Here is a 22,762-nt window from a genome sequence, read left to right as displayed (position 1 = left end):
CGACGGGGCCCGTCTGCCGGAAGAGGTCATGGTTACTCGGCGCCTTCCGCGACTGCCTGCTGGCCGTCCACAGGTGTGTCGACAGGTGGTGCCGTGTCCGACGGAGAGGGTTCCGGGTCGGTCCCCGGATCGGGGTCGACGGGTCCCCCGGGGTCGGGGTCACCGGTACCGGGCTCGGGGTTGGGCTCCCCCGGTCCCGGGTCGGGGTCACCGGGGTCGGGCTTCGGATCGGGCTTGCCCGATTCCGGGTCGGGGTCGGTCTTGCCGGAGGCCGATGCGGACGCTTCCGGTTCGTCCGAGGCCCCGGTGCTCGCGTCGGGCGCGGACGGCGAGCCGGAGGCGGAGTCCGACGCGCTGGGCTCGACGCCTCCCGCGCCCGGCGTGGCCACCGCGGTGGGCCGGTCCGACGGGGGCGGCTGTATCTCGACCTTCTGCGCGTCGCGCTTGTCACTGACGCCGGGTATCTGGAGCCAGGGCGCGCTGGAGCTGCCGCCGATCAGGGCCGCGACCAGGGCGACGGCGTAACAGGCGCTGGCGATGGCCAACACCCAGCCGAGACGCCGGAGTTTCTTGCTCCGCCGGCCGCTGGCATCGACGAAGACGGGACCGTCCGAGCTGTCCGCGGCGCGTGCCGCGGGTATGCCGGTGGTCTCTGTGGTCCGGCCGGGCAGCTCGGAGAGCTGCCGCCCCAGACCGTCGAGCTCGACGGTGACGTCCATCGGCTCATGCGTGTGCCCTTTTTGGGCATCTTCTCGCCAATTGTCCACTGCTGTACGCACATCCCCCACAGAATCACTGGGTGCGTGCATGAAACTGGCCGGAATACGGCCGTCGGCCGGGCCCCCACCCGAACCGAACGCCCCCACCACTTGCACCCGGACCCAGAATGTAGCGCACGGCGACCGGACGCGTGCCCACGCTTCACCAGTTGATAGGCATGTGTACGACTTCGTTGCCGAACGGTAGATCTTGATGGAATCATTCCGGCCACCCGTCCCGTTCGCACGACCCGGTCACGGTGCCCTGAACTGCCCTTGTTCCAGAGCGTTTCCCGCCGACCCCGGAAAGCCGCCGACCGCGCGGCCGACAACGGTCCGTGCCGCCGACGGAACGCTGTGTCCGACATCACCACGACGAAGGCCCCGCTGCCGGAGCAGCGGGGCCTTCGCCTCACATGGGGTGGTGGAGATGGCGGGAATCGAACCCGCGTCCAACGGTGCGGAACCAGGGCTTCTCCGAGTGCAGTCCGCTACGTTTTTACTCGGCCCCGGAGGTCACGCGAACAAGCCTCCGACAGGCCCAGTCACTGTTTGATTTCCCACCGTGTCCCGTGACCGGACGCGATGGTTTAGTTCCCTAAGTGATGCCAGGATCCGGGTCGGGAACACTCCCGGGCTGACACTCCACGGAGTCTTCGCTAGCTGCTAATTAAGCAGCGAGAGCGAAGGTGGAGGAATCGCGCTTTGAATTGGCGATTATAGTTTGCGACATATGGTTAACGAGATCATTGCCGCTTCCTCGACTCGCTTCCCCTGCCTCGACATCCGCTGTCGAAACCGATCATCCCCATGTTGATTTATCAAACGCTGCCCCTGCTGTGCGGGACAACACCCATCGTACGTGACCAACGCGGGGCGCGGCCACCTCATTCCCTCGCGGGGCGTATCAGACCGACGAGGCCCGCTGACGCCGGCGCACGGCCGACACCGCGCGGTCCGTCTCCCGCCGGTCCTGCTTCTCGCGGAGCGTCTGACGCTTGTCGTACTCCTTCTTGCCCTTCGCCAGCGCGATCTCGATCTTGGCCCGGCCGCCCTTGAAGTAGAGGGCCAGCGGCACGATCGTGTGACCGGACTCGTTCGACTTCTGCTCCAGCTTGTCGATCTCCACGCGGTGCATCAGCAGCTTCCGCTTGCGCCGCGCGGAGTGGTTGGTCCAGGTGCCCTGGGTGTACTCGGGCACGTGGACGTTGTGCAGCCACGCCTCGTGGTCGTCGATCTGTACGAAGCCGTCCGCCAGGGAGGCGCGTCCCTGGCGCAGCGACTTGACCTCGGTACCTGTCAGCACGAGACCGCACTCGTAGGTGTCGAGAATGAGGTAGTCGTGCCGCGCCTTCTTGTTCTGCGCGACCAGCTTGCGCCCTGTGTCCTTTTCCTTTGCCATAGTGCGTTCATTTTCGCACTACGACCCACCCCCGAGGCCACTCAATACTGTGCGGGCCCGCTCCTGGGCCCGTTCGTCCACCACCAGGTCGGGTGTGATGCCCTTGTCGTCGACCTTGTGACCTGCCGGTGTGCGGTAGTGCCCGACCGTCAGCTCGGCCACGGAACCGTCCGGCAGCCGGCTCGGCATCTGTACGGAACCCTTGCCGAAAGTGGGCGAACCGACCGTGATCGCCCGGCCACGGTCCTGGAGGGCGCCGGTGACCAGCTCGGCCGCGCTCATGGTGCCGCCGTCGACGAGCGCCACCACGGGGCGCTCGGTGTCACCGCCCGGGTCGGCGTACAGGGAGCGCTGCTCGCCCCGTATGTCGTACGTGGCGACCAGGCCGCCGTCGAGGAAGGCGGAGGCCGCCTGGACGGCCTCGGTGACCAGCCCGCCCGCGTTCCCCCGGAGGTCGAGCAGGACGCCGGTGCCCCGGGGCGCTTCCAGGACGGCGTCCCTGATCTGCTTGCCGCTGCCCTTGGTGAAGGCGGCGACCTTGATCACGAGCGCGCCGTCCGCGCCGGTTTCGAGCGTGACGGCGTCCGTACTGACGCTGGCCCGGCGCAGCGTCTCGGTCCACTCATGTCCGTCGCGCGCCAGCCCGAGGACGACGGTGGTGCCCGCCGAGGCGTCGTGCGACCCGCCGGCGTCCCGGCCCGTACCGTCACCGCGCAGCAGCGCGACGACCTCCGTCACGGGGCGTCGGCCCACCGGCTCGCCGTCGATCGTACGGAGTATGTCGCCGGCCCTGATCCCGGCCAGGGCGGCGGGGCCGCCCGGCTGGACCTTGCTCGCCGCGATCCGGCCGTCGGCCAGGCGCTTGGCCGAGAGACCCACCCCGGTGTACTTGCCGTCGAGGGCCTGCTCGAACTCCTCGTACTCACCCTTGTCGTAGACGGCGCCCCAGCGGTCACCGCTGCGGCTGACGACGTCCTCGGCGGCCTCGGTGGCGGACTTGCCGTCGGCCATGGCCTCGGCGGCGGCCCGCGCGACCTCGTCCTTGTCGGCCGTGGAGGCGACGGAGCGGGTGCTTATCCGGGCGGCTTCCTCGTCGGCGCGAGGCAGCGAGTCGGTGGCCGCGGCGGTGGCGAGCACGCTCGCGAAGAGCAAGGTCAGGGCCGCCCCGCGGTAGAACCCGTGGGGCCTGAGGCGATTTTCGTGGCCCGGCATGGCGACGAGTCTAGGACAACCCCCGGCGCCGCAAAGCGGCTTGGCGAGACGACGCCAGGGGCGATTGTCACACCTTGAGGTACTTGCGCAACACGATCGAAGCGGCAACGGCCGGCATGAGCAGACCGATCACCAACACCAGCGGGAGGACGGCCAGTACGGCGTCCCAGCCGATGAAGTTGATGAGTTGCATCTTCTCCTCAAGGGCGATTCCGCCGTCGATCAGGAAGTAACGCCCGGCGAGGAGCAGGACGCAGGCGACGACGCCACCGATCAGTCCGGCGAACGCGGCCTCCATGATGAACGGCATCTGGATGTAGAAGCTCGACGCGCCCACCAGCCGCATGATGCCGGTCTCCCTGCGTCTGCTGAACGCGGACACCCGGACGGTGTTCACGATCAGCATCAGGGCAATGACGAGCATCAGCGCCATCACTCCGAGCGCGGCGACATTCATGCCCGACATCAGATTGAAGAGGTTCTCCAGGATGTTGCGCTGGTCCGCGACGGACTGCACACCGTCCCGGCCCTCGAAGGCGGTCGCCACCACCTTGTACTTCTCCGGGTCCTTGAGCTTGACCCGGAGCGACTCCTGCATCTGGTCCGGGGTGATCATCCCGGCGATGGGCGTCTCGCCGTACTGCTCGCGGTAGTGCTTGTACGCCTCGTCGGCCGTCTCGTGATAGACGTCGTCGACGATGTCCATCTTCTTGAGATCGGACTCGATCGACTTCCGCTGGTCGGCGGTGGCCGGGCCCTTCTCGCACTTCTCGGTGGTCTCGGCGTCACCCTTGTTGCACAGGAAGATCGAGACGTTGACCTTGTCGTACCAGAAGTCCTTCATCACGCTGACCTGCTCGCGCATGAGCAGTGCGCCGCCGAACAGCGCGAGCGAGAGGGCTACGGAAATGATGACGGCGAACGTCATCGTCAGATTTCGGCGGAGACCGACGCCGATCTCCGACAGGACGAACTGGGCGCGCATGGCGTCCTTTCAGCTTTCGATGCTCTTCGCGTTGCTCAGTGCTGGTAGCCGTAGACGCCTCGCGCCTGGTCTCGCACGAGACGGCCCTTTTCGAGCTCGATCACACGCTTGCGCATCTGGTCGACGATGTTCTGGTCGTGCGTCGCCATCACGACAGTCGTGCCGGTGCGGTTGATGCGGTCCAGCAGCTTCATGATGCCCACGGAGGTCTGCGGGTCGAGGTTGCCCGTCGGCTCGTCCGCGATCAGCAGCATGGGGCGGTTGACGAAGGCCCGTGCGATCGCGACGCGTTGCTGCTCACCACCGGAGAGTTCACCGGGCATCCGGTCCTCCTTGCCGCCCAGTCCGACGAGATCGAGGACCTGGGGGACGGACTTGTTGGTCTCGCCGCGGGACTTGCCGATGACCTCCTGCGCGAAGGCGACGTTCTGCATGACGGTCTTGTTCGGCAGGAGGCGGAAGTCCTGGAAGACCGTGCCGAGTTGACGGCGCATGCTCGGCACTTTCCAGTTCGACAGCCGCGCGAGGTCCTTGCCGAGGACATGCACCATGCCGTGGCTGGCGCGCTCCTCACGGAGGACGAGACGCAGGAAGGTCGATTTGCCGGAGCCCGACGAGCCCACCAGGAAGACGAATTCCCCCTTCTCGATGTCGAGGGACACATCGCGCAGGGCGGGTCGGTTCTGCTTCGGATAGGTCTTGGAGACGTTGTCGAATCGGATCACGGGTGCACCACGGTCGGCCGGGAGTAGGTGAGCGAGACCTTACGCGAACCGGCCGGGGCCGCGCAGTCGGCCGCCGGGGTTGGTCCGGGCTTGGGTGATTTATCACGGATGCCGGCCGCTCGCCACCGGGGACAGACCCGGTGTAATCCGACGGGGCGCGCCGAATCGAGCGGGAGCTGGCACAGTGGTACGGGGAACGGTCGCGTTTCCCGGAGCGTTGAGCGCAGAGACAGTGCCCGCGGCTCCGCGGCGCGGGAGGAGGAGAGCGCATGACCTTTGATCGGCTGGTGTGCGCCAACTGCGCGGGACCCGTCAGTGAGGGCCGGTGCCATGTGTGCCGTGCGAACAGGCAGCGGCTGGAGCAGGAGGGCCCCTTCGGCGGCCTGAGCCCGATGGCGCTGCTGACCCTGCTGGTGGTGCTGATAGCGGCGGTGGCGCTGGTGGCGGTGGGTCATCAGACGGCCTGAGCCGTCCCTGGGCGTGTGACCCCTGAGCAGCCGGAAGGGCCCGGACACTGAATCAGTGTCCGGGCCCTTCCGTGTGTACGGGATGGCTCAGGCGGCCGTGGCGCGGCTGCCGACCAGACGCGGGAGCATCCGGAAGCCGATACCGCCGGCGATCATGGTCGCGGCGCCGATGATCAGGAACGTGGTCTCGGCGGCGCCGGTCTCCGCCAGCTCCTCCTTGGCCTCGCCCTGCTGGACCGGCTGCGAGCCGGCGTTGTCGGTGTCGGTGCCGCCCGTGGTGCCCGCGCTGGTGCTGCCGGCGTCGGTGCCGCCGGTCTGACCCTCGTCGGTGCCACCGCTCTGGCCCTCGGTGGCGCCCTCGGACGCGCTGCCGTCGCTGGTGCCCTCGGAGGTGCCCTCGGACGTGCCTTCCGAGGTGCCTTCGCTCGTGCCCTCGGACGTACCCTCGCTGGTCCCCTCGGAGGTGCCCTCCGACGTACCCTCGCTGGTGCCTTCGGACGTACCTTCCGACGTACCGACGGAGGTGCCCTCGGACGTACCTTCCGAGGTGCCTTCGCTCGTGCCCTCGGACGTACCCTCGCTGGTGCCCTCCGAGGTGCCCTCGGACGTACCTTCCGAGGTGCCTTCGCTCGTGCCCTCGGACGTACCCTCGCTGGTCCCCTCGGAGGTGCCCTCCGACGTACCCTCGGTCGTGCCGACGACGGTGTTGCCGCCGTCGGCGCCGTCGGTGGTGCCCTCCGTGGCGCCCTCGGTGTCACCGAGGCCGAGGCCGACGTCCAGGCCGTCCTCGTTGACGTCCGCGTTGGCGCTGAGGCCACCGACATTGACATCGATGCCGACGGCCGAAGCGGCGCCCGCGGCGGTCAGCGAAGCACCGGCGGCGATCACGGCGCCGGCGGCTATCCGCGCTACGCGGATCCGCGTCTTCTTGGTCATGTGCTTGCTACCCCCAGTAGCTAATCGTGAGTGGTGCAGCGTCCGGGGCCGGCCAGTTGGAGGTCCGCGTGCACAGGTCCCCCGATCACACGCGCCCCGGAAATACGCATGCCGCGCGTCACCATTCCGAGTTTTCACATACGCGTCAAGGTCGTTGCGCGTGCGATGCCCGGATTAAAGCCAGTTGTCCGCCGGGCGAAGGGTAACTGTGACATAAACGGGAACTTCCGCCTCCCGAACGGCAGTTCCTTTGTCGACAAAGCGAGTCCCTTGCCAAAGCCCTTGGTTGGGCTCTGACAAGGGACGGAACCGCCGAGTGGTGACCTAGCGTTCCTGCTGCTTGCGCCAGCGAATTCCGGCCTCCAGGAAGCCGTCGATCTCGCCGTCGAGCACGCCCTGGGGATTACCCACCTCGAACTCCGTACGGAGGTCCTTGACCATCTGGTACGGGTGCAGGACGTACGAACGCATCTGGTTGCCCCACGAGTTGCCGCCGTCGCCCTTGAGGGCGTCCATCTTGGCCTGCTCCTCCTGGCGGCGGCGTTCGAGCAGCTTCGCCTGGAGCACGTTCATCGCGCTCGCCTTGTTCTGGATCTGCGAGCGTTCGTTCTGGCACGAGACGACGATGCCGGTGGGGATGTGGGTGATCCGGACCGCGGAGTCCGTGGTGTTGACGCCCTGGCCGCCGGGGCCCGACGCGCGGTAGACGTCGACGCGCAGCTCGGTCTCGTCGATCTCGACGTGGTCGCTGGACTCGACGACGGGAAGCACCTCGACGCCCGCGAACGAGGTCTGGCGGCGCCCCTGGTTGTCGAACGGCGAGATACGGACCAGCCGGTGGGTGCCCTGCTCGACGGAGAGCGTGCCGTAGGCGTACGGCGCCTTGACGACGAAGGTGGTCGACTTGATGCCGGCCTCTTCCGCGTACGACGTCTCGTAGACCTCGGTCGGGTAGTTGTGCCGCTCGGCCCAGCGGACGTACATGCGCTGGAGCTGCTCGGCGAAGTCCGCCGCGTCCACGCCGCCGGCCTCGGCCCGGATGTTGACGAGCGCCTGCCGCTCGTCGTACTCACCGGAGAGGAGGGTACGGACCTCCATCTCGTCCAGCGCCTTCTTCACCGCGACGAGTTCGGCCTCGGCCTCGTGACGGGCGTCGGCGTCGTCCTCGCTCTCGGCCAGCTCGAACATCACCTCGACGTCGTCGATCCGGCTCCTGAGCGCCTCGGTCTTGCGCAGCTCGGCCTGGAGGTGCGACAGCTTGCTGGTGATCTTCTGCGCCGCCTCCGGGTCGTCCCAGAGGGACGGTGCCGCCGCCTGGTCCTCCAGGACGGCGATCTCGGCCCTCATCTTGTCGAGGTCAAGGACGGCCTCGATCGACCCCATGGTCGAGGAAAGGGACTTCAGCTCTTCGGATACATCGACGACTGCCACGGACCCAGCCTAACGGCTGACCGGTGAAACCCCGCCGCCGCGGTTGTCGGCCCGAGGTAGACGGGAGGGCGGCGGGAGCGTCGGCCGAGTCGCGCGGCTCATGGGCCGCCGTTCGTCCACCGGGCCGACCTCGGTGAAACCGGCCCGGCCTACGGAACCGGCGCCGCCGACCGCGTCGTGCCGCCCCCGGGGTCGACCTCCGCGCCGTCGCTGCTCGTCGCCAGCCAGCCGCCGACGCCGAGGACGGCGATCAGCAGGGCGGCCGTCACACCCAGCGTGATACGGCGTTTGCGCACCGCCTCCGCCTTGTGCCGGGCCGATCCGGGCCTGCGCTGGCCGGCCGCGCGGGGCGCCCTGGCCGTGCCGCGCGCACCGCCCGCCAGTTCGTCGGGGGCCGGGACACGCATGCTCGTGTGGGTGTCGCGGTTGGAGTCGGGGGCCGCTCCGGGGACCAGCGGGACGGCGCCCCGGCGGCGCGGCTGCTCGGCCTCCTGCGACTGGGGGGCGTCGGCGTCGCCGTACGACCGCTCCTCCTCGGTGACCTCGGCGTCGGGCTCGTCCACCTCCAGGGAGGGGATGCCGGCGAGCTGCGGAAGCTGCTCGCGGAGCCGGGCGGCCAGCTCGGAGGCGCGCAGCCGGGAGGCCGGGGCCTTGGCCAGGCACTGGACGAGGAGCTGCCACAGCTCGTCGGGGATGCCGGGCAGCGGGACGACGGTCTCGGTGACATGGCGGCGCAGGACGGCTCCGGGGTGGCCGCCGCCGAAGGGCGTGAAGCCGGCGAGGAGCTCGTACAGGACCGTCGCGAGCGCGTAGATGTCGACGGCGGCGCGCGGCGGCAGGCCCTCGACGATCTCGGGCGCCAGATAGTCGGGGGTGCCGATGATCCGGGTCGCCTTCGTACGGCGGGGGGTGTCGATCAGCTTGGCGACGCCGAAGTCGGTGAGCAGCGCGGGGTGCGAGCCGCCGGGGCCGATCGGGCCCTCCATGTCGAGCAGGATGTTCTCCGGCTTGACGTCGCGGTGGACGACTCCGGCGGCGTGCGCGGCGGCGAGGCCGTCGGCGACATCGGCGACGACGGCGACCGCGGCCTCGGGGGCGAGCCTGCGCTCGCGGTCGAGACGGGTCCGCAGGTCGGTGCCGCGCACCAGCTCCATGACGAGTGCCAGGTCGTTGCCGTCCACGACGAGGTCGCGGACGGCGACCACCCGCGGGTGGTCGAGTCCGAGCAGTGCGGTGCGCTCCTGCACGAAGCGCCCGACCAGTTCCTGGTCGGAGGCGAGGTCCTCGCGCAGCAGCTTGATGGCGACGGGCCCCTCGGGCCCCTCGCCGAGCCACACCGTGCCGGCGCTGCCCCGCCCCAGGATCTGATGGGCGGTGTACCGGCTGCCGATATTCCGTGCCAAGACTGCTCCCTCAGCGGCTGGCTTTGCCCATCAAAGTACGCGCGTATCGGGGTGTTCAATGCCCGATACCGCGGCGACGTTCACTTCTGCGGGGGAATTGGTCCCGCAGGAATCGACAAAGCGACAGAAGCGACTGATCAGCACCGACGCCGGTACGAGCCCCCATCGGCCGTCGGTGTCAGTCGGTGTCAGTTGTTTCCGGTGCCGGATCCGGGGTTCGTTCCGGAGTCCGAACCGCCGAGGTCCGAGACCCAGTCCGACACGGTGTTGTACGTGTCCTTGATCGCGCTCCAGTAGCTCTTGCCCTCGCCGATCCAGTCCTGGAGCGGGGTCAGCTCCCAGATGAGCCAGCTGGCGACGACGAGCAGGACGATCGTGAAGAGACAGCCCTTGAGACAGCCGAGGCCGGGGATCCGCATCGGGTTGGCGCTGCCCTGCCGGGGCTGGCGCGGTGCGGGTGGCTGGGGCTGCTGCGGCTGCTGGGGGGCCGGCGCGTACCGCTGCTGTTGCTGCTGCGGGGGCGGCGCGTACCGCTGCTGCTGGGGCTGGTGGGGCTGAGGCGGGTACGGCTGCGGCGGCGGGGCCTGCTGCCGGCGCTGCTGCTGGGGCGGCGGGGGCTGCTGGCCCTGGGGCCGCTGGGGCCTGCGCCTGAGCGGGTCCTGGCTCGGGTCCAGATACTGGACCTGGGTCTGCTCGTTGCGGTCGCGCGCGGCCCTGAGCTGGTTCTGCCAGGGGTGCGGGTCCTCGGGCCGGGGACCGCCGTCGGGGCCGGGACCGCCCGGACCGCCGGCGCCGACCGGCATGACCGACGTCGGGTCGGCCGAGCCGGGCGGGTGCGGCGCGTTCGTCGGCAGGACGCTGGTGGCGGCGCCCGGGTCGTACGATCCCGCGTTGCTCGGCAGGACCTGGGTCGGGTCGGCGGCGCCGGGCTCACCGGGCACGGTGGTGGGCGACGGGTCGGGCGCCAGCAGGGCGCCCACCCCCATCGCCGCGTTGACCTGGGCGGAGTTCGAGTGCACGCCGATGCCGGAGGCGACGGTGCGCAGGCCGCGCGCGAGATTCACGGCGCTGGGCCGCTCGGCCGGCTCCTTACGGAGGCAGCGCTCCATGACCGTCCACAGCGGTTCGGGGACGTTGGACGGGCGGCGGGGCTCCTCGCTGAGATGGCGGTGGAGCACTTCGAGGGCCGTTCCGCCCGCGAACGGCGGGCGGCCGGTGACCAGTTCGTACAGCAGGATGCCGGCGCCGTAGATGTCGACGGCGGAGGTCTGCGGGCGTCCTTCGGCGGACTCCGGCGCCACGTAGGCGGGCGTGCCGACGAACTCGTGTGTCCGTGTCAGTCCCGGGGAGTCGGCGAGCCGGGCGATGCCGAAGTCCGTCAGCATCGGGTGCAGCTGGTCGCCGTCGTCCTTCAGGAGGACGTTGGCGGGCTTCAGGTCACGGTGTACGACGCCGTCGGCGTGGCTGGCGGCCAGCGCGTCCGCGATCTGGGCCGTGAGCAGGGAGGCCGCGACCGGGCTGAAGGGGCCGTTCTGCCGCAGGTAGTGGTGCAGGTCGGGGCCCTCGACGAGATCCATGACGAGGGCGAGGAGGTCACCCTCGACGACCAGGTCACGGGTCCGCACGATGTTGGGGTGCGTGAGGCGGAGCAGGACGGAACGCTCGCGCAGGAAGCGCATCACCACGTCCGCGTCGTTCGCCAGCTCCTCCTTGAGGACCTTGATCGCGACGGTCTCGCCGGGCTGCCCGGCCACCGCGGCCTCGGCACCGGCGGTCTCCCGCTGACGGGCGCGCCAGACGGTGCCCGTGGCACCGCGCCCGATGGGCTCCTCCAGGAGGTACTTGCTGCCTACCGGCCGCACGTCATGCGCTCCCTGCTGCTGGTGGTCCTTGCATGGCCCCCGGGACTGCCCGGGTGTCCGACCTACTTTAGAGGCCGCGCGCCGGTTCCCGTCGCGGTCATGTTCGAGAGGAAGACGCGCGCCTCTTACGGATGGTTGCCAACCACGTGTACCCACGGGGTCCACGGATGATCCCAACCCGCTCCCAACCATGCACTTTTGCACCCACAGCCGACCATTCAAGATCACTTACCCGTGGTCCGTGGGCGTGTTGTCGGTGGCAGGTGCGAAGATGCCATCCAGCACTCGGTGTGTGGGGTCGTTCGCTCACCGTCCGTGCCGACCTGTACCGGACGATGTGTCGGTGCCGGGTGGGGGGATTGACACAGGGCAGCACCCCTGCCGGGCACCCCGCGCAGAAGGGACCGCTGACGGCGATGCAGATCCGGCTGACCGTCCTCGCGCCGCGCAGCGGCCATCCCGCGGGGCGCGCGTGCGACGTGCTCGTCACCGCCCCGGCGGGGACGGCGCTCGCCACCGTCGCCTCCGCCCTGGCCACGGCCGTCGCCGGCCCCGACGTCTCGGGCGCCGTCGTGCTGTACGCGGGACGGGAGCGGCTGGACGCGCAGCGCCGCACCCTGGGCGAGCCACCGCTGGTGGACGGCGCCGTGCTCTCCCTCCAGGTCCCCGGCGAGGACGACGCGCCCACCGACGACGTCCCGGCCCAGCTCCATGTGGTCGCGGGTCCGGACGCGGGCGGGGTGCATCTGCTGCACGGCGGACAGGTCAGGATCGGCCGCTCGGCCGACGCCGACGTACCGCTCGACGATCCGGACGTCTCGCGGCTGCACTGCTCGGTGACGGTGGCCGATGACGGTCATGTCTCGGTGGCGGACCTGCATTCCACGAACGGCACGACGCTCGAAGGCGTACGGGTCGGGTCCCGGCCGGTCCCGCTCCCGGCGGGCGCCCTGCTGCGGCTCGGCGAGTCCGCGCTGCGGCTCACCTCCGGCGGCCGGACGGAGACCCTGGCGACCGCGCCGGACGGCGAGGGGCATCTGCGGATCACGCGCGGAGACGGTACGGGCGGTACGGCGGGAAGCGGCCGGGCAGGAAGCGGCAGGGGCGCCACGGGCGAAGGCGCGGGGGCCGACGCGGCGTCCGGCGCGGCGGCGGGACCGGGGACGTACAGCGGCCCGCGGTCCGGCCAGGACTCCGGGGCGTACGGGTCGGGCACCCCCGGCGGCCGGACGGTCCACGCGTACACCCAGGGCGGTCACGGCGGCCCCGCCGTCACACCGCGCGTGCCCGATCCGCGCACCCCCCGCTCGGACGCCGACACCCGGTACGGCGACGCCCTGTACGCGCCGGTGCCCGGCGGCGGCGGGCGTCCCGCGCACGACCGGGCCGACCGTGACGACGCACTCGGCGCGGCCGACGACGGCCCGCAGGGACACAGCCGTACGCCGGGCTCCCGCCGCCAGGGCACGCCCATGCGCGGCACGGAGCTGCCCGAAGGACCCGGCAGACGGCGCGGTGGCATAGGCGCCTGGGCCCGCCGGCTGGCCGGCACACGCGACGAGGAGTTCCCCGAAGGCGACGAGGGCGTCCCGGCGGCCGCCTCGCGCCCCCGGAGTCACACGCCCCGCGACGAGACCTGGCCCGACCCCGCCTCCGTACTGATGACGGCTCTCGGCCCCGGCCCCCGGCTCTGGGAGCGCGGCCCCGGCCACCCCGAATCGCTCGTCCTACGGCTGGGCACGACGGAGCGCCCGTCGCCCGACGGGTCCGGTCCGCTGCCGTCGGTCCCCGTGACCGTGAGCCTGCGTGAGGCCGGTTCGCTCGGTCTCGCGGGCCCCAGGGAGCGGCTGACCGGCCTCGCCAGGTCGGCCGTGGCGCAGCTCGCCGCGCTGCACTCCCCCGCCGATCTGGAGATCGTGCTGGTCAGCGCGGACCGGAACAGAAACGTGGAGCAGCGCAAGCGCGAGTGGGGCTGGCTCGGCTGGCTGCCGCACGTGCGGCCGGCCCACGGTCAGGACTGCCGGCTGCTCCTCGCCTACGACCGGGACCAGGCCACCGCCCGGCTGGGCGAGCTGACGCGCCGGCTGGACGACGGGCCGCTCGGTACGGGGTGGGCGTCGGCCGACAGCAGGTCCGTCGCCGAGGCCGCCGGCCGGTACGAGGGGGCGGCCACCCTGGTGGTCGTGGACGGCGATCCCGGCTCGGCCGCGCTGCGCGAGACCACCGCGCGGCTGGCGGGCGCCGGTTCCGTGGCCGGTGTCCATGTGATCTGTCTCGCCGAGACGGAGGCGGCCTCGCCCGTCTCGCCGGTCGCCGCGACGTACGAGACGGCGTGCGCGGCCTCGCTCGCCTTCCGGGAGTGCGGGGCGGTGGCCCTGCTGAGCGGCGATGTGGCGACGGCGCTGCGGCTGCTCCGTACGGCGGTGGGAGAGCCCGCCGGGCACGGCACGGTCGCGACGGTGGACGCGGTGTCCCCGGCGTGGGCCGACCGTTTCGGCCGGGCGCTGGCCCCCCTCCGTACGGAAGCCGGCAGCGCGGCCTCCTCGGGCCGGAGCCGGCAGGCCGCGGCGCTGCCGCGTTCGGCCAGGCTGCTGGACGAGTTGGGACTGGCGCGGGCGACTCCCGCGTCGCTGATGGCCCGCTGGGCGTCGGCGGCGGGGAGCACCACGGTGCTCGGCACGGGGCCGCACGGCCCGGTGACGGTGGATCTGGTGGAGGAGGGCCCGCATCTGCTGATCGAGGGGCCGCCGGGCAGCGGCCGTTCGGAGCTGCTGCGCGCGGTCGCGGCGTCCCTGGCCGCGGGCGGCCGCCCGGACAGGCTGGGGCTGCTCCTGGTGGACGGCGCGGGCGGTGAGCGCGGCGAGGGGCTGCTGGCCTGTACGGAACTGCCGCATGTGACCGAGCACTTGGTGGCGTCGGACCCGATCCGGATGCGGGAGTTCGCGCAGGCGCTGGGGGCGGAGCTGAAGCGGCGCGCGGAGGTGCTGGGGCGGCTGGACTTCGCCGAGTGGCACAACAGACGTGAGGTCGCGGAGCGGATGGTGGGCCAGCGCGCGCCGAGCCCCGCCGAGCAGCGTGGTGCGCGTCGTGAGCGCGCCGAGCAGCAGGTGGCGGGACCGGGGACCGCGCAGGGCGCCGACGCGGCGCAGCAGCAGCAGCAACCCACCGGTGGCGGGGGCGGCGCGGGCGGCTCAGGCGCGAACAGCACCGCCGCGGGCGGCACGTCGGGCGGCAGCACTCTCAGGCTGCGCCAGACCTCCTCCCGTACACGCGGCGAGCCCGGACCGGGCCCGGTCCTCCCGCGGCTCATCGTCCTCGTCGACGACTACGACGCCCTGGTCGCGCCCGCGCTGGGCAGTCCGGGCCGCCCGGCGGCCGGTTCGGTCGTACGGGCCCTGGAGGCGATCGCGCGCGACGGCGAGCGGCTCGGTGTCCATCTGGTCGCCACGTCCGCCCGCCCCGAGCGGACGTCGGAGACGGAGCTGGCGGGCCGGACCCGTCTCCGGGTGGTGCTGGACCTGCCGCCGGTCGCGCCCGCCCCGGACGATCCGCTGCCGGGCCGCGGCAGGCTCGGGCATCCGGACGGCCGTGTGACGCCGTTCCAGGGCGGCCGGGTCACCGGCCGTATCCCGCGTACGGCGACGCTGCGGCCCACGGTCGTCCCGCTGGAGTGGGAGCGGATGGGCGATCCGCCGGCCCGTCGGCCGGTGCGCGAGCTGGGCAACGGGCCGACGGATCTGGCCCTGCTCGCAAGTGCCCTGGAAAGGGCGGCCCGTTCGGTGTCGGCGATGCCCGTGGGACCCCTGGGTCGTGTCTGACGGTAACCGTCGCCCGGCCGGCCGCCGGTCGCTCGCCGGTCGATCGCCGACCGATCGCCGCGTGGTCACCCGGTGGCCGTCTCGTGGCCGAAAGCGGACATCCTGAGGTCGGAGCGTGTTCTGGTCCAGACCTCGGCAGGTCGCCATGCCTTCACATCTCTGAAATTACCCCTACGTCCGTAAACGACGTCACGAGCCCATCACGATCTTCGAATTGAAGCCCAAGACAGTATTGCGACCTACGGTCACTGCGCGTAGGACTTACCGCACGGGACAAGGACGGCGTCGTCAGCTCGCTCGGGGCGCCGGTCCGCATGCGTAAACATGCGTCAAGATCCGCACGCTCGATGGAGAGACGGGGCAGTCATGCGTACAACTCTTAATGGCCGCAGGGCATTTGGAGCCGGAGCACGCTCAGCGGCACGAGGGTCACACAGAGCGGCGGTGGCGGCCGTCGTCGTCGGCGCCGTGGTGCTCACCGGCTGTGGTGGCGACTCCGAGGACAAGTCGGACGGTGGGAGCGAGAGCAAGAAGCCCGCGACCACGGTCGAACTGCCCAAACTGGACGGCGAGAAGATCCAGGTCGCCGCGGTGTGGACCGGCCCCGAGCAGGCCAACTTCACCAAGGTCCTGGACGAGTTCGAGAAGCGGACCGGTGCGACGGTCACGTTCGTCCCCGCGCAGGACCCGATCGTCAACTTCCTCGGCACGAAGATCGCCGGCGGCAGCCCGCCCGACGTGGCGATGCTCCCGCAGGTCGGCGCGATCACGCAGGCCGTGGAGAAGAAGTGGGCCAAGCCCGTCGGCGCCGAGGCGAAGGCCCAGCTGTCGAAGAACTACGGCAAGGGCTGGCAGGACCTCGGCGCGGTCGACGGCGAGCAGTACGGCGTGTACTTCAAGGCCGCCAACAAGTCGCTGGTCTGGTACAACAACACGGCCTTCGAGAACGCCGGCGCGGCCGAGCCCAAGACCTGGAAGGACCTGCTGACGACCGCCGAGACGATCTCGGCGTCGGGCGTCGTCCCGGTCTCCGTCGGCGGCGCCGACGGCTGGACGCTCACCGACTGGTTCGAGAACGTCTATCTGTCGCAGGCCGGTCCGGAGAAGTACGACCAGCTGGCCAAGCACGAGATCAAGTGGACCGACCCGTCGGTGGCCACCGCCCTGACGACGCTCGCCGAGCTGTGGGGCAAGCCCACCCTGGTCGCCGGCGGCGCGGACGGCGCGCTCCAGACCGAGTTCCCCGCCTCCGTCACCCAGACCTTCACCGGTGGTGACGTCCCGAAGGCCGCCATGGTGTTCGCCGCGGACTTCGCCGGTGTGAACGTCACCGAGGCCGGTGCCAAGGTCGGCACGGACGCGAAGATCTTCCCGTTCCCGGCCGTTGGCGCCGACTCCCCCGTGGTCACCGGCGGCGACGCGGCCGTGGCACTCACGGACAGCAAGGGCGCCCAGGCGCTGCTGACCTTCCTGGCCTCCACGGACGCCGCGCAGATCTGGGCGGAGGCCGGCGGGTTCATCTCGCCGAACAAGGCCCTGGACGGCAAGGCGTACCCGAGCGACGTGCAGCGTGACATCGCCAAGGCGCTCATCGACGCCGGTGACGACTTCCGCTTCGACATGTCGGACCAGATGCCGCAGTCGTTCGGCGGTACGCCCGGCAAGGGCGAGTGGAAGGCCCTCCAGGACTTCCTGAAGAACCCGAAGGACGTCAAGGGCGCCCAGCAGCAGCTGGAGTCGGACGCCGCCAAGGCTTACAAGAGCTGACGCGGTGACGTCGGCGACAACAGGGGGCACCGGCACCAAGGTGTCGGCGCCCCCGCCCCCCGCCAAGGGGACGAAGCGCAAGAGCGTGACAGGCACACGCAAGGGCCTCGCGGTGGCGTTCCTGCTGCCCGCGCTGGTCCTGCTGGGCGCGCTCGTGGTCTACCCGATCGGGTTCTCCGTCTACAGGTCGTTCCTCGACCAGTCCGGCGACAACTTCGCGGGCTTCGACAACTACGTGGAGATATTCACCGAGGACACCATCCGGACCGCGATCAAGAACAACTTGATCTGGGTGGTGGTGGCCCCCACGGTCGCCACCGCGCTCGGTCTGATCTTCGCCGTACTCACCGAACGGGTGCGCTGGGGAACGGCGTTCAAGCTGATCGTCTTCATGCCGATGGCGATCTCGATGCTCGCGTCGGGCATCATCTTCCGGCTCGTGTACGAGCAGGCCCCGGAGCGCGGCATCGCCAACGCCGTCGCCGTGGGCGTGCACGACACGTTCTCCGAATCGGCCGGATACCCGAAGGCACGCCCGCTGCCGGTGCATCCGCTGAAGGCGGGCGACGCCAAGGGCTCGTTCGTCACCAAGGCGCCGGTCTCGGCGGGCACTCCGGTGCTGCTGCCGCTGGTCGGCGTACCGCCGGGGAAGATGCCGTCCGACGCCGAACCGGCGAAGGCGGCCCCGAGCGGCGGCGGCGAGATCACCGGCACCGCGTGGCTGGACTTCACCAAGGGCGGCGGCGGCAAGCCCAACGTCGTCGACGCCAAGGAGCTGGGTCTCGGCGGCCTCAAGATCGAGGCGGTCAAGGACGGCAAGGTCGTCGCCTCGGCCAGCGCCGCCTCCGACGGTACGTTCACCCTGCCGGCCTCGGCCGACGGAGCCGTACTCCAGCTGCCCGAGAGCAACTTCAAGGAGCCGTACAACGGCGTGGACTGGCTCGGCCCGTCCCTCGTCACCCCCGCGATCATCGGCAGCTATCTGTGGATGTGGGCGGGCTTCGCGATGGTGCTGATCGGCGCCGGTCTGGCCAGCATGCCGCGTGAACTCCTGGAGGCCGCGCGGGTCGACGGCGCGAACGAGTGGGACGTGTTCCGCCGGATCACCGTCCCGCTGCTCGCACCGGTCCTGGCCGTCGTCATGGTCACCCTGATGATCAATGTGCTGAAGATCTTCGACCTGGTACTGATCATCGCGCCAGGCTCGTCCCAGGACGACGCGAACGTGCTGGCGCTCCAGCTCTACCGCTCGTCGTTCGGCACGGACGCCAACGTCGGCGTGGGCAGCGCGATCGCCGTATTCCTCCTGCTGCTCGTGATCCCGGTGATGCTCTTCAACATTCGCCGGATGCAGAAGGAGAACCGCCGATGACTACCACCGACACAGCGGTCAAGGCGAAGCAGCCGCCGCCGGCCGACACGACGGTCAAGGCGAAGCAGTCCCTGCCGGCCCGGATAGCGGCGAAGGCCGGCAGCGGAGTCGTCCAGGTCTTCCTCATCCTGGTCGCCCTGTTCTGGATGATGCCGACGATCGGTCTGCTGATCTCCTCGCTGCGCGGCGGCGCGGACATCGCGGCGAGCGGCTGGTGGGAGGTCTTCACCAAGCCGGCGCAGCTCACCACCGAGAACTACTCGGAGCTGCTCTCCAACGACATCATCACCAACTCCCTCTGGTCCACGGTGATGATCACGGTCCCGTCGACCGTGCTGGTCGTGGTGATCGGCTCGCTCGCCGGTTACGCCTTCGCGTGGATGGACTTCCCCGGTCGCGACTGGTGGTTCATGCTCGTCGTCGGTCTGCTGGTGGTCCCGGTCCAGGTCGCGCTCATCCCGGTCTCCGAACTCTTCGGTGAGATCGGGATCTTCGAGACGACCTTCGGCGTGGTCATGTTCCACGTCGCCTTCGGACTCCCCTTCGCGATCTTCCTTCTCAGGAACTTCTTCGCGGAGATCCCACGGGAACTCCTGGAGGCGGCCCGGCTCGACGGCGCGGGCGAGATCCGGCTGTTCACCCGGGTCGTGATGCCGCTCGGCGGTCCCGCGATCGCCTCGCTCGGCATCTTCCAGTTCCTCTGGGTCTGGAACGACATGCTGGTGGCCCTGATCTTCGCGGACTCCGAGAATCCGCCGATCACGGTCGCGCTCCAGCAGCAGGTACGGCAGTTCGGCAACAACATCGATGTGCTGGCGCCCGGCGCCTTCCTGTCGATGATCATCCCGCTGGCCGTCTTCTTCCTGTTCCAGCGGCAGTTCGTCACGGGGGTCATGGCGGGGGCGGTCAAGTAGGGCCGTTTCGGGCACCCGTTCGACGGGAAAGTACGCCAAAAGGGGCGGGCCGGTTCAACTACCGGCCCGCCCGGCGCATTTGTCCCCCGTATGCCACGTCTGGCGTAACCCGGTCACTCCATCGGCCGTTCCCGAGCCATGGCCCGGTTCAGCATCATCGTCCCCGCGTACAAGGTCCAGGCGTACTTGCAGGAGTGTCTGCGGTCGGTGCTCGACCAGACCTACGAGGATTTCGAACTCGTCGCCGTGGACGACGGATCACCCGACGCCTGCGGGACGATCATCGACGAGGTCGCCGCGACCGACCGGCGCGTGGTCGCCGTGCACCTGGCGGAGAACGAGGGCCTCGGCCCCGCCCGTAACGCCGGAATGGCCCGAGCCACCGGTGACTACCTGATCTTCCTCGACGGCGACGACACCCTCACCCCCGGCGCGCTCCAGACCATCGCCGACCGGCTCAAGGAGACGGACGGCCCCGACGTCCTGGTCTACGACTACGCCCGTACGTACTGGTCCGGCGAGGTCGTGCGGAACATCCTCGCCGACCTGCTCGACGAGAGCGGCCCCGCGTCCTTCCGACTCACCGACAGGCCCGACCTGTTGAGGGTGCTGATGGTCGTCTGGAACAAGGCGTACAGCCGCGAGTACATCGCCCGCCAGAACTTCACCTTCCCGCCCGGCTACTACGAGGACACGCCCTGGACCTTCCCCGTCCTGATGGCCGCGGACTCGATCACGACGCTCGACCGCGTCTGCGTGCACTACCGGCAGCGGCGCCAGGGCAACATCCTCTCCACCACCAGCCGCAAGCACTTCGACATCTTCGACCAGTACGACCGGGTCTTCGCGTTCATCGACTCACGGCCCGCGCTGGACGACTGGCGGCCCGTGCTGTTCCGGCGGATGCTCGACCACTTCTCCAAACTCGTCGCCGTACGGGGGCGGTTGCCGCGCCGCAGCCGCCCCGAGTTCTTCCGCCGGGCCCGCGCCCACCACCGCCGCCACCGCACCCCGGGCTCCGCGCCGCTGCTGCGGGCCCGGCTGCGCCACACCCTGCTGCGGTTCGGCGCCCACCGCACGTACCGCGCCCTGTGGACGGCGCAGCGCGCGCAGATCGGCGCCCGCCGGGCCGCCACCGCCCTGGGCCGGGCCGTGCGCGCCGGGGCGCTGCAGCTGCACTACAGGATCCAACGGTGCCTGCCGGTACGGGAGAACAGGGCGGTCTTCGCGGCGTACGACGGCCGGGGTTACGCCTGCAACCCGGCGGCCATCGAGGAGAAGGTGCGCGAACTCGCCCCGCACATCGGCACGTCGTGGATCGGCCGCGCCGAGTACCACCACACCGTGCCCACCGCCACCCGCAAGCTGCGCCCCGGCAGCTTCGGCTACTGGACGGCGCTCGCCCGCGACAAGTACCTCGTGAACAACGTCAACTTCGACCGGCGCCTGGTCAAGCGCCCCCAGCAGATCCTCCTCCAGACGCACCACGGCACCCCGCTCAAGTCCATGGGCCTCGACCTCCAGGACCATCCGGCCGCCGCCCGCCGCACCGAGTTCGACCGGCTCCTCGCGGGCGTCGACCAGTGGGACTTCTCCCTCTCCGCGAACCGGCACTCCACCCTCGTCTGGGAGAAGGCGTATCCGGCCGGCCACACGGCGCTCGAATACGGCTATCCGCGCAACGACGTGTTCCAGCGCGCCACTTCGGCGGACGTCGCCCGGCTGCGGGAGTCCCTGGGCATCCCGGAGGGCTTCACGGCGGTCCTGTACGCGCCCACCCAGCGCGACTACCGGCGCACCCCGTACGTCCCGCTGGACCTGGAACGGCTCGCCCAGGCGCTGGGCCCGCGCTTCGTGGTGCTGACCCGCGCCCACCACACGTACGAGGCCCCCCTGCCGCACACCCCGCACCCGCGCATCATCGACGTCTCGGGCCACCACCGGGTCGAGTCGCTGTGCCTGGCCGCCGACGCGCTCATCACGGACTACTCGTCGCTGATGTTCGACTACGTGAATCTGGACCGGCCCGTCGTCATCCACATCGACGACTGGGACGCGTACGAGGCGGCCCGCGGCACCTACTTCGACGTCCGCGCCTTCCCACCGGGCGCGGTGGCGCGCGACGAGGACGACCTGATCGACATCTTCACCACGGACCACTGGCGCGGCTCCCGCTCGGCCCAACTCCGCGCGGCCTTCCGGGCACGCTTCTGCCCGTACGACGACGGCCTGGCGGCCGAGCGGGTGGTCCGCCGCGTCTTCCTGGGCGAAACGACGGGCCTCCCGACCCCGGTCCCCCTGGAGGACCGCACCCCGGCCCCGTCCCCACTGACGCTGCCACAACAGCGCCACGGGCGGAACATGTCGGACGCGGGCCGCTGAGCCGGCCCGCCCGTCAGTTCTCCGGCGCGTCGAGGTGGTCCAGCAGGCGGGTCAACAAGCCTACGAGCTGGGCCCGTTCGGTCGGGGTCAGGGGGGCGAGCAGTTCGTCGTGGAGGGTGTCCAGGACCTTGTCGAGGCGGCGAAGTTGGCGGCGGCCCGCGGTGGAGAGCGTGATGATGTTGCGGCGCTGGTCGTCGGGGTCCGGTGTGCGCTCGACGAGTTGGCGTGTGGCCAGTTCGTTGAGCACGCCGACCATGTCGCTGCGGTAGATGCCGGTGCGCTCGCTGAGAGCGGCCTGGCTGGCCGGTCCGAAGTCCTCCAGTGAGGCGAGCACGGCGTAGTGCCACTTGCGCGCGTCGGCCTGGGCGAGACCCTCGTTGATCAGCCGGTCCGACCGCGTGGTCACCTGCGACAGCAGCCGGCTCGCCCGCCGACGCAGCCTGTCGTCACTGTTCATGGCTTCCCCTCCACCTGTTGCGTTAGTCCGACTAACAATGTACGTTCACTCGCGCCGTGGACGTTAGCGTCACTAACGCCACCGGCGTGAACTCCACGAAAGGAAGATCCACCATTCCCACCACGACAGTGCGGATTCCCACCCCGGACGGCCAGGCCGACGCTTTCGCCGCCTTCCCCGACGACGGCGAGCGGCACCCGGGGGTGCTCCTGTACATGGACGCCTTCGGCATGCGGCCCATACTGGAGGAGATGGCCCGCGAACTGGCCGGGCACGGGTACTACGTGCTCGTCCCCAACGTCTACTACCGGCACGGCCCGGGACCGGTGGTCGAACTCCCCGCGCACATCGGAGAGGACGTCCGGCCCGCGATCATCGAGCGGTTGATGCCCTTCATGCTCGCGCACACCACCGAACGGGTCCTGCGCGACGCCGACGCCTACCTCGCGTTCCTCACCGCCCGGCCCGAGGTCGCCGCGGGACCGGTCGCCGTGACCGGTTACTGCATGGGCGGCCTCTGGGCGATGCGTACCGCCACGGCCCACCCCGGTCAGGTGGCCGCCGTCGCCGTCTTCCACCCCGGCTTCCTGGTCACCGACGCGCCCGACAGCCCGCACCGCCACTTCGACGCGCTCACGGCCCGCGTACATGTCGGCCTCTCGGAGAACGACATGTCGCCCGAGGACATCAGCACGCTCGACCGGGCCCTCGAAGCGGCGGCGGGTGTCGACCACACCACCGAGATCTACCCCGGCACCGTCCACGGCTTCACCATGGCCGACACCGACGCGTTCAGCGCCTCCGGGCTGCGGCGCCACTGGGACCGTCTGATCCCTCTGCTCGACGGCGCCCTGGCCGGCCGCTGAGGCCC

The 22,762-nt window shown here is 70.5% G+C and carries 17 protein-coding genes and 1 other RNA gene; 7 read left to right on the top strand and 11 right to left on the bottom strand.

The genetic code is table 11. The features are described 5' to 3' along the window. Nucleotides 1–32 precede the first annotated feature (32 nt). From ACFUN8_RS16245 to ftsE, 6 genes are all read right to left on the bottom strand, one after another. A complete protein-coding gene (locus tag ACFUN8_RS16245; protein WP_383637004.1) occupies nucleotides 33–719 on the bottom strand; it encodes a hypothetical protein in 687 nt (228 codons plus the stop codon). A 461-nt stretch (nucleotides 720–1,180) separates the two neighbouring features. After that, nucleotides 1,181–1,568: a transfer-messenger RNA gene (gene ssrA, locus ACFUN8_RS16240) on the bottom strand. 97 nt (nucleotides 1,569–1,665) lie between these two features. Beyond that, nucleotides 1,666–2,160, bottom strand: a complete 495-nt coding sequence (smpB, locus tag ACFUN8_RS16235; protein WP_383637001.1) for an SsrA-binding protein SmpB — start codon at nucleotides 2,158–2,160, stop codon at nucleotides 1,666–1,668. A gap of 18 nt (nucleotides 2,161–2,178) precedes the next feature. Further along, nucleotides 2,179–3,372 (bottom strand): S41 family peptidase, encoded by a 1,194-nt coding sequence (locus ACFUN8_RS16230; RefSeq protein WP_383636999.1) that lies wholly within the window; start codon nucleotides 3,370–3,372, stop codon nucleotides 2,179–2,181. Nucleotides 3,373–3,439: 67 nt separating this feature from the next. Then, the gene (gene ftsX / locus ACFUN8_RS16225; RefSeq protein ID WP_383636996.1) at nucleotides 3,440–4,357 is read right to left on the bottom strand and encodes a permease-like cell division protein FtsX; all 918 of its coding nucleotides are present in this window, start codon (nucleotides 4,355–4,357) and stop codon (nucleotides 3,440–3,442) included. Nucleotides 4,358–4,392: 35 nt separating this feature from the next. Continuing rightward, nucleotides 4,393–5,082 carry a cell division ATP-binding protein FtsE gene (ftsE, locus tag ACFUN8_RS16220; protein WP_354603741.1) on the bottom strand — a complete coding sequence of 230 codons (690 nt, stop codon included), beginning with the start codon at nucleotides 5,080–5,082 and terminating at the stop codon, nucleotides 4,393–4,395. Nucleotides 5,083–5,351: 269 nt separating this feature from the next. Between ftsE and ACFUN8_RS16215 the strand changes: the two genes are divergently transcribed. After that, complete coding sequence (locus ACFUN8_RS16215; RefSeq protein ID WP_382567797.1) at nucleotides 5,352–5,549, top strand: hypothetical protein; 198 nt, start codon at nucleotides 5,352–5,354, stop codon at nucleotides 5,547–5,549. 87 nt (nucleotides 5,550–5,636) lie between these two features. Here ACFUN8_RS16215 and ACFUN8_RS16210 read toward each other — a convergent pair whose 3' ends face one another. The 4 genes from ACFUN8_RS16210 to ACFUN8_RS16195 form a co-directional block, all read right to left on the bottom strand. Then, nucleotides 5,637–6,485 carry a hypothetical protein gene (locus ACFUN8_RS16210; protein WP_383636992.1) on the bottom strand — a complete coding sequence of 283 codons (849 nt, stop codon included), beginning with the start codon at nucleotides 6,483–6,485 and terminating at the stop codon, nucleotides 5,637–5,639. 324 nt (nucleotides 6,486–6,809) lie between these two features. Next, entirely contained in the window at nucleotides 6,810–7,916 is a 1,107-nt protein-coding gene (gene prfB, locus ACFUN8_RS16205; protein ID WP_383636989.1) for a peptide chain release factor 2, read from the bottom strand. A gap of 149 nt (nucleotides 7,917–8,065) precedes the next feature. Next, nucleotides 8,066–9,319 (bottom strand): serine/threonine-protein kinase, encoded by a 1,254-nt coding sequence (locus ACFUN8_RS16200; RefSeq protein WP_383636986.1) that lies wholly within the window; start codon nucleotides 9,317–9,319, stop codon nucleotides 8,066–8,068. Between the two features lie 188 nt (nucleotides 9,320–9,507). Beyond that, a complete protein-coding gene (locus ACFUN8_RS16195; protein ID WP_383636984.1) occupies nucleotides 9,508–11,181 on the bottom strand; it encodes a serine/threonine-protein kinase in 1,674 nt (557 codons plus the stop codon). Nucleotides 11,182–11,597: 416 nt separating this feature from the next. Between ACFUN8_RS16195 and ACFUN8_RS16190 the strand changes: the two genes are divergently transcribed. From ACFUN8_RS16190 to ACFUN8_RS16170, 5 genes are all read left to right on the top strand, one after another. Continuing rightward, nucleotides 11,598–14,999 (top strand): FHA domain-containing protein, encoded by a 3,402-nt coding sequence (locus tag ACFUN8_RS16190; RefSeq protein ID WP_383637046.1) that lies wholly within the window; start codon nucleotides 11,598–11,600, stop codon nucleotides 14,997–14,999. Between the two features lie 366 nt (nucleotides 15,000–15,365). Beyond that, the gene (locus ACFUN8_RS16185; RefSeq protein ID WP_383636981.1) at nucleotides 15,366–16,766 is read left to right on the top strand and encodes an ABC transporter substrate-binding protein; all 1,401 of its coding nucleotides are present in this window, start codon (nucleotides 15,366–15,368) and stop codon (nucleotides 16,764–16,766) included. A 4-nt stretch (nucleotides 16,767–16,770) separates the two neighbouring features. Continuing rightward, the gene (locus tag ACFUN8_RS16180) at nucleotides 16,771–18,138 is read left to right on the top strand and encodes a carbohydrate ABC transporter permease (protein ID WP_383636978.1); all 1,368 of its coding nucleotides are present in this window, start codon (nucleotides 16,771–16,773) and stop codon (nucleotides 18,136–18,138) included. Beyond that, the gene (locus ACFUN8_RS16175) at nucleotides 18,135–19,052 is read left to right on the top strand and encodes a carbohydrate ABC transporter permease (protein ID WP_383636975.1); all 918 of its coding nucleotides are present in this window, start codon (nucleotides 18,135–18,137) and stop codon (nucleotides 19,050–19,052) included. The genes ACFUN8_RS16180 and ACFUN8_RS16175 overlap by 4 nt, the downstream gene beginning before the upstream one ends. A 138-nt stretch (nucleotides 19,053–19,190) precedes the next feature. Beyond that, nucleotides 19,191–21,434, top strand: coding sequence for a CDP-glycerol glycerophosphotransferase family protein (locus ACFUN8_RS16170; RefSeq protein WP_383636972.1), 2,244 nt, complete (start codon nucleotides 19,191–19,193; stop codon nucleotides 21,432–21,434). 13 nt (nucleotides 21,435–21,447) lie between these two features. On the opposite strand, the gene ACFUN8_RS16165 is transcribed toward ACFUN8_RS16170, so the two are convergent. After that, complete coding sequence (locus tag ACFUN8_RS16165; protein WP_383636969.1) at nucleotides 21,448–21,891, bottom strand: MarR family winged helix-turn-helix transcriptional regulator; 444 nt, start codon at nucleotides 21,889–21,891, stop codon at nucleotides 21,448–21,450. Nucleotides 21,892–22,004: 113 nt separating this feature from the next. Between ACFUN8_RS16165 and ACFUN8_RS16160 the strand changes: the two genes are divergently transcribed. After that, nucleotides 22,005–22,757 (top strand): dienelactone hydrolase family protein, encoded by a 753-nt coding sequence (locus tag ACFUN8_RS16160; RefSeq protein ID WP_383637043.1) that lies wholly within the window; start codon nucleotides 22,005–22,007, stop codon nucleotides 22,755–22,757. Nucleotides 22,758–22,762: the final 5 nt, after the last annotated feature.

The sequence above is a fragment of the Streptomyces sp. NPDC057307 genome, assembly GCF_042667665.1.
Lineage (GTDB): Bacteria > Actinomycetota > Actinomycetes > Streptomycetales > Streptomycetaceae > Streptomyces.
The sequence above is the reverse complement of the archived record's forward strand: the minus strand, read 5'-3'. Positions and strand labels throughout refer to the sequence as shown.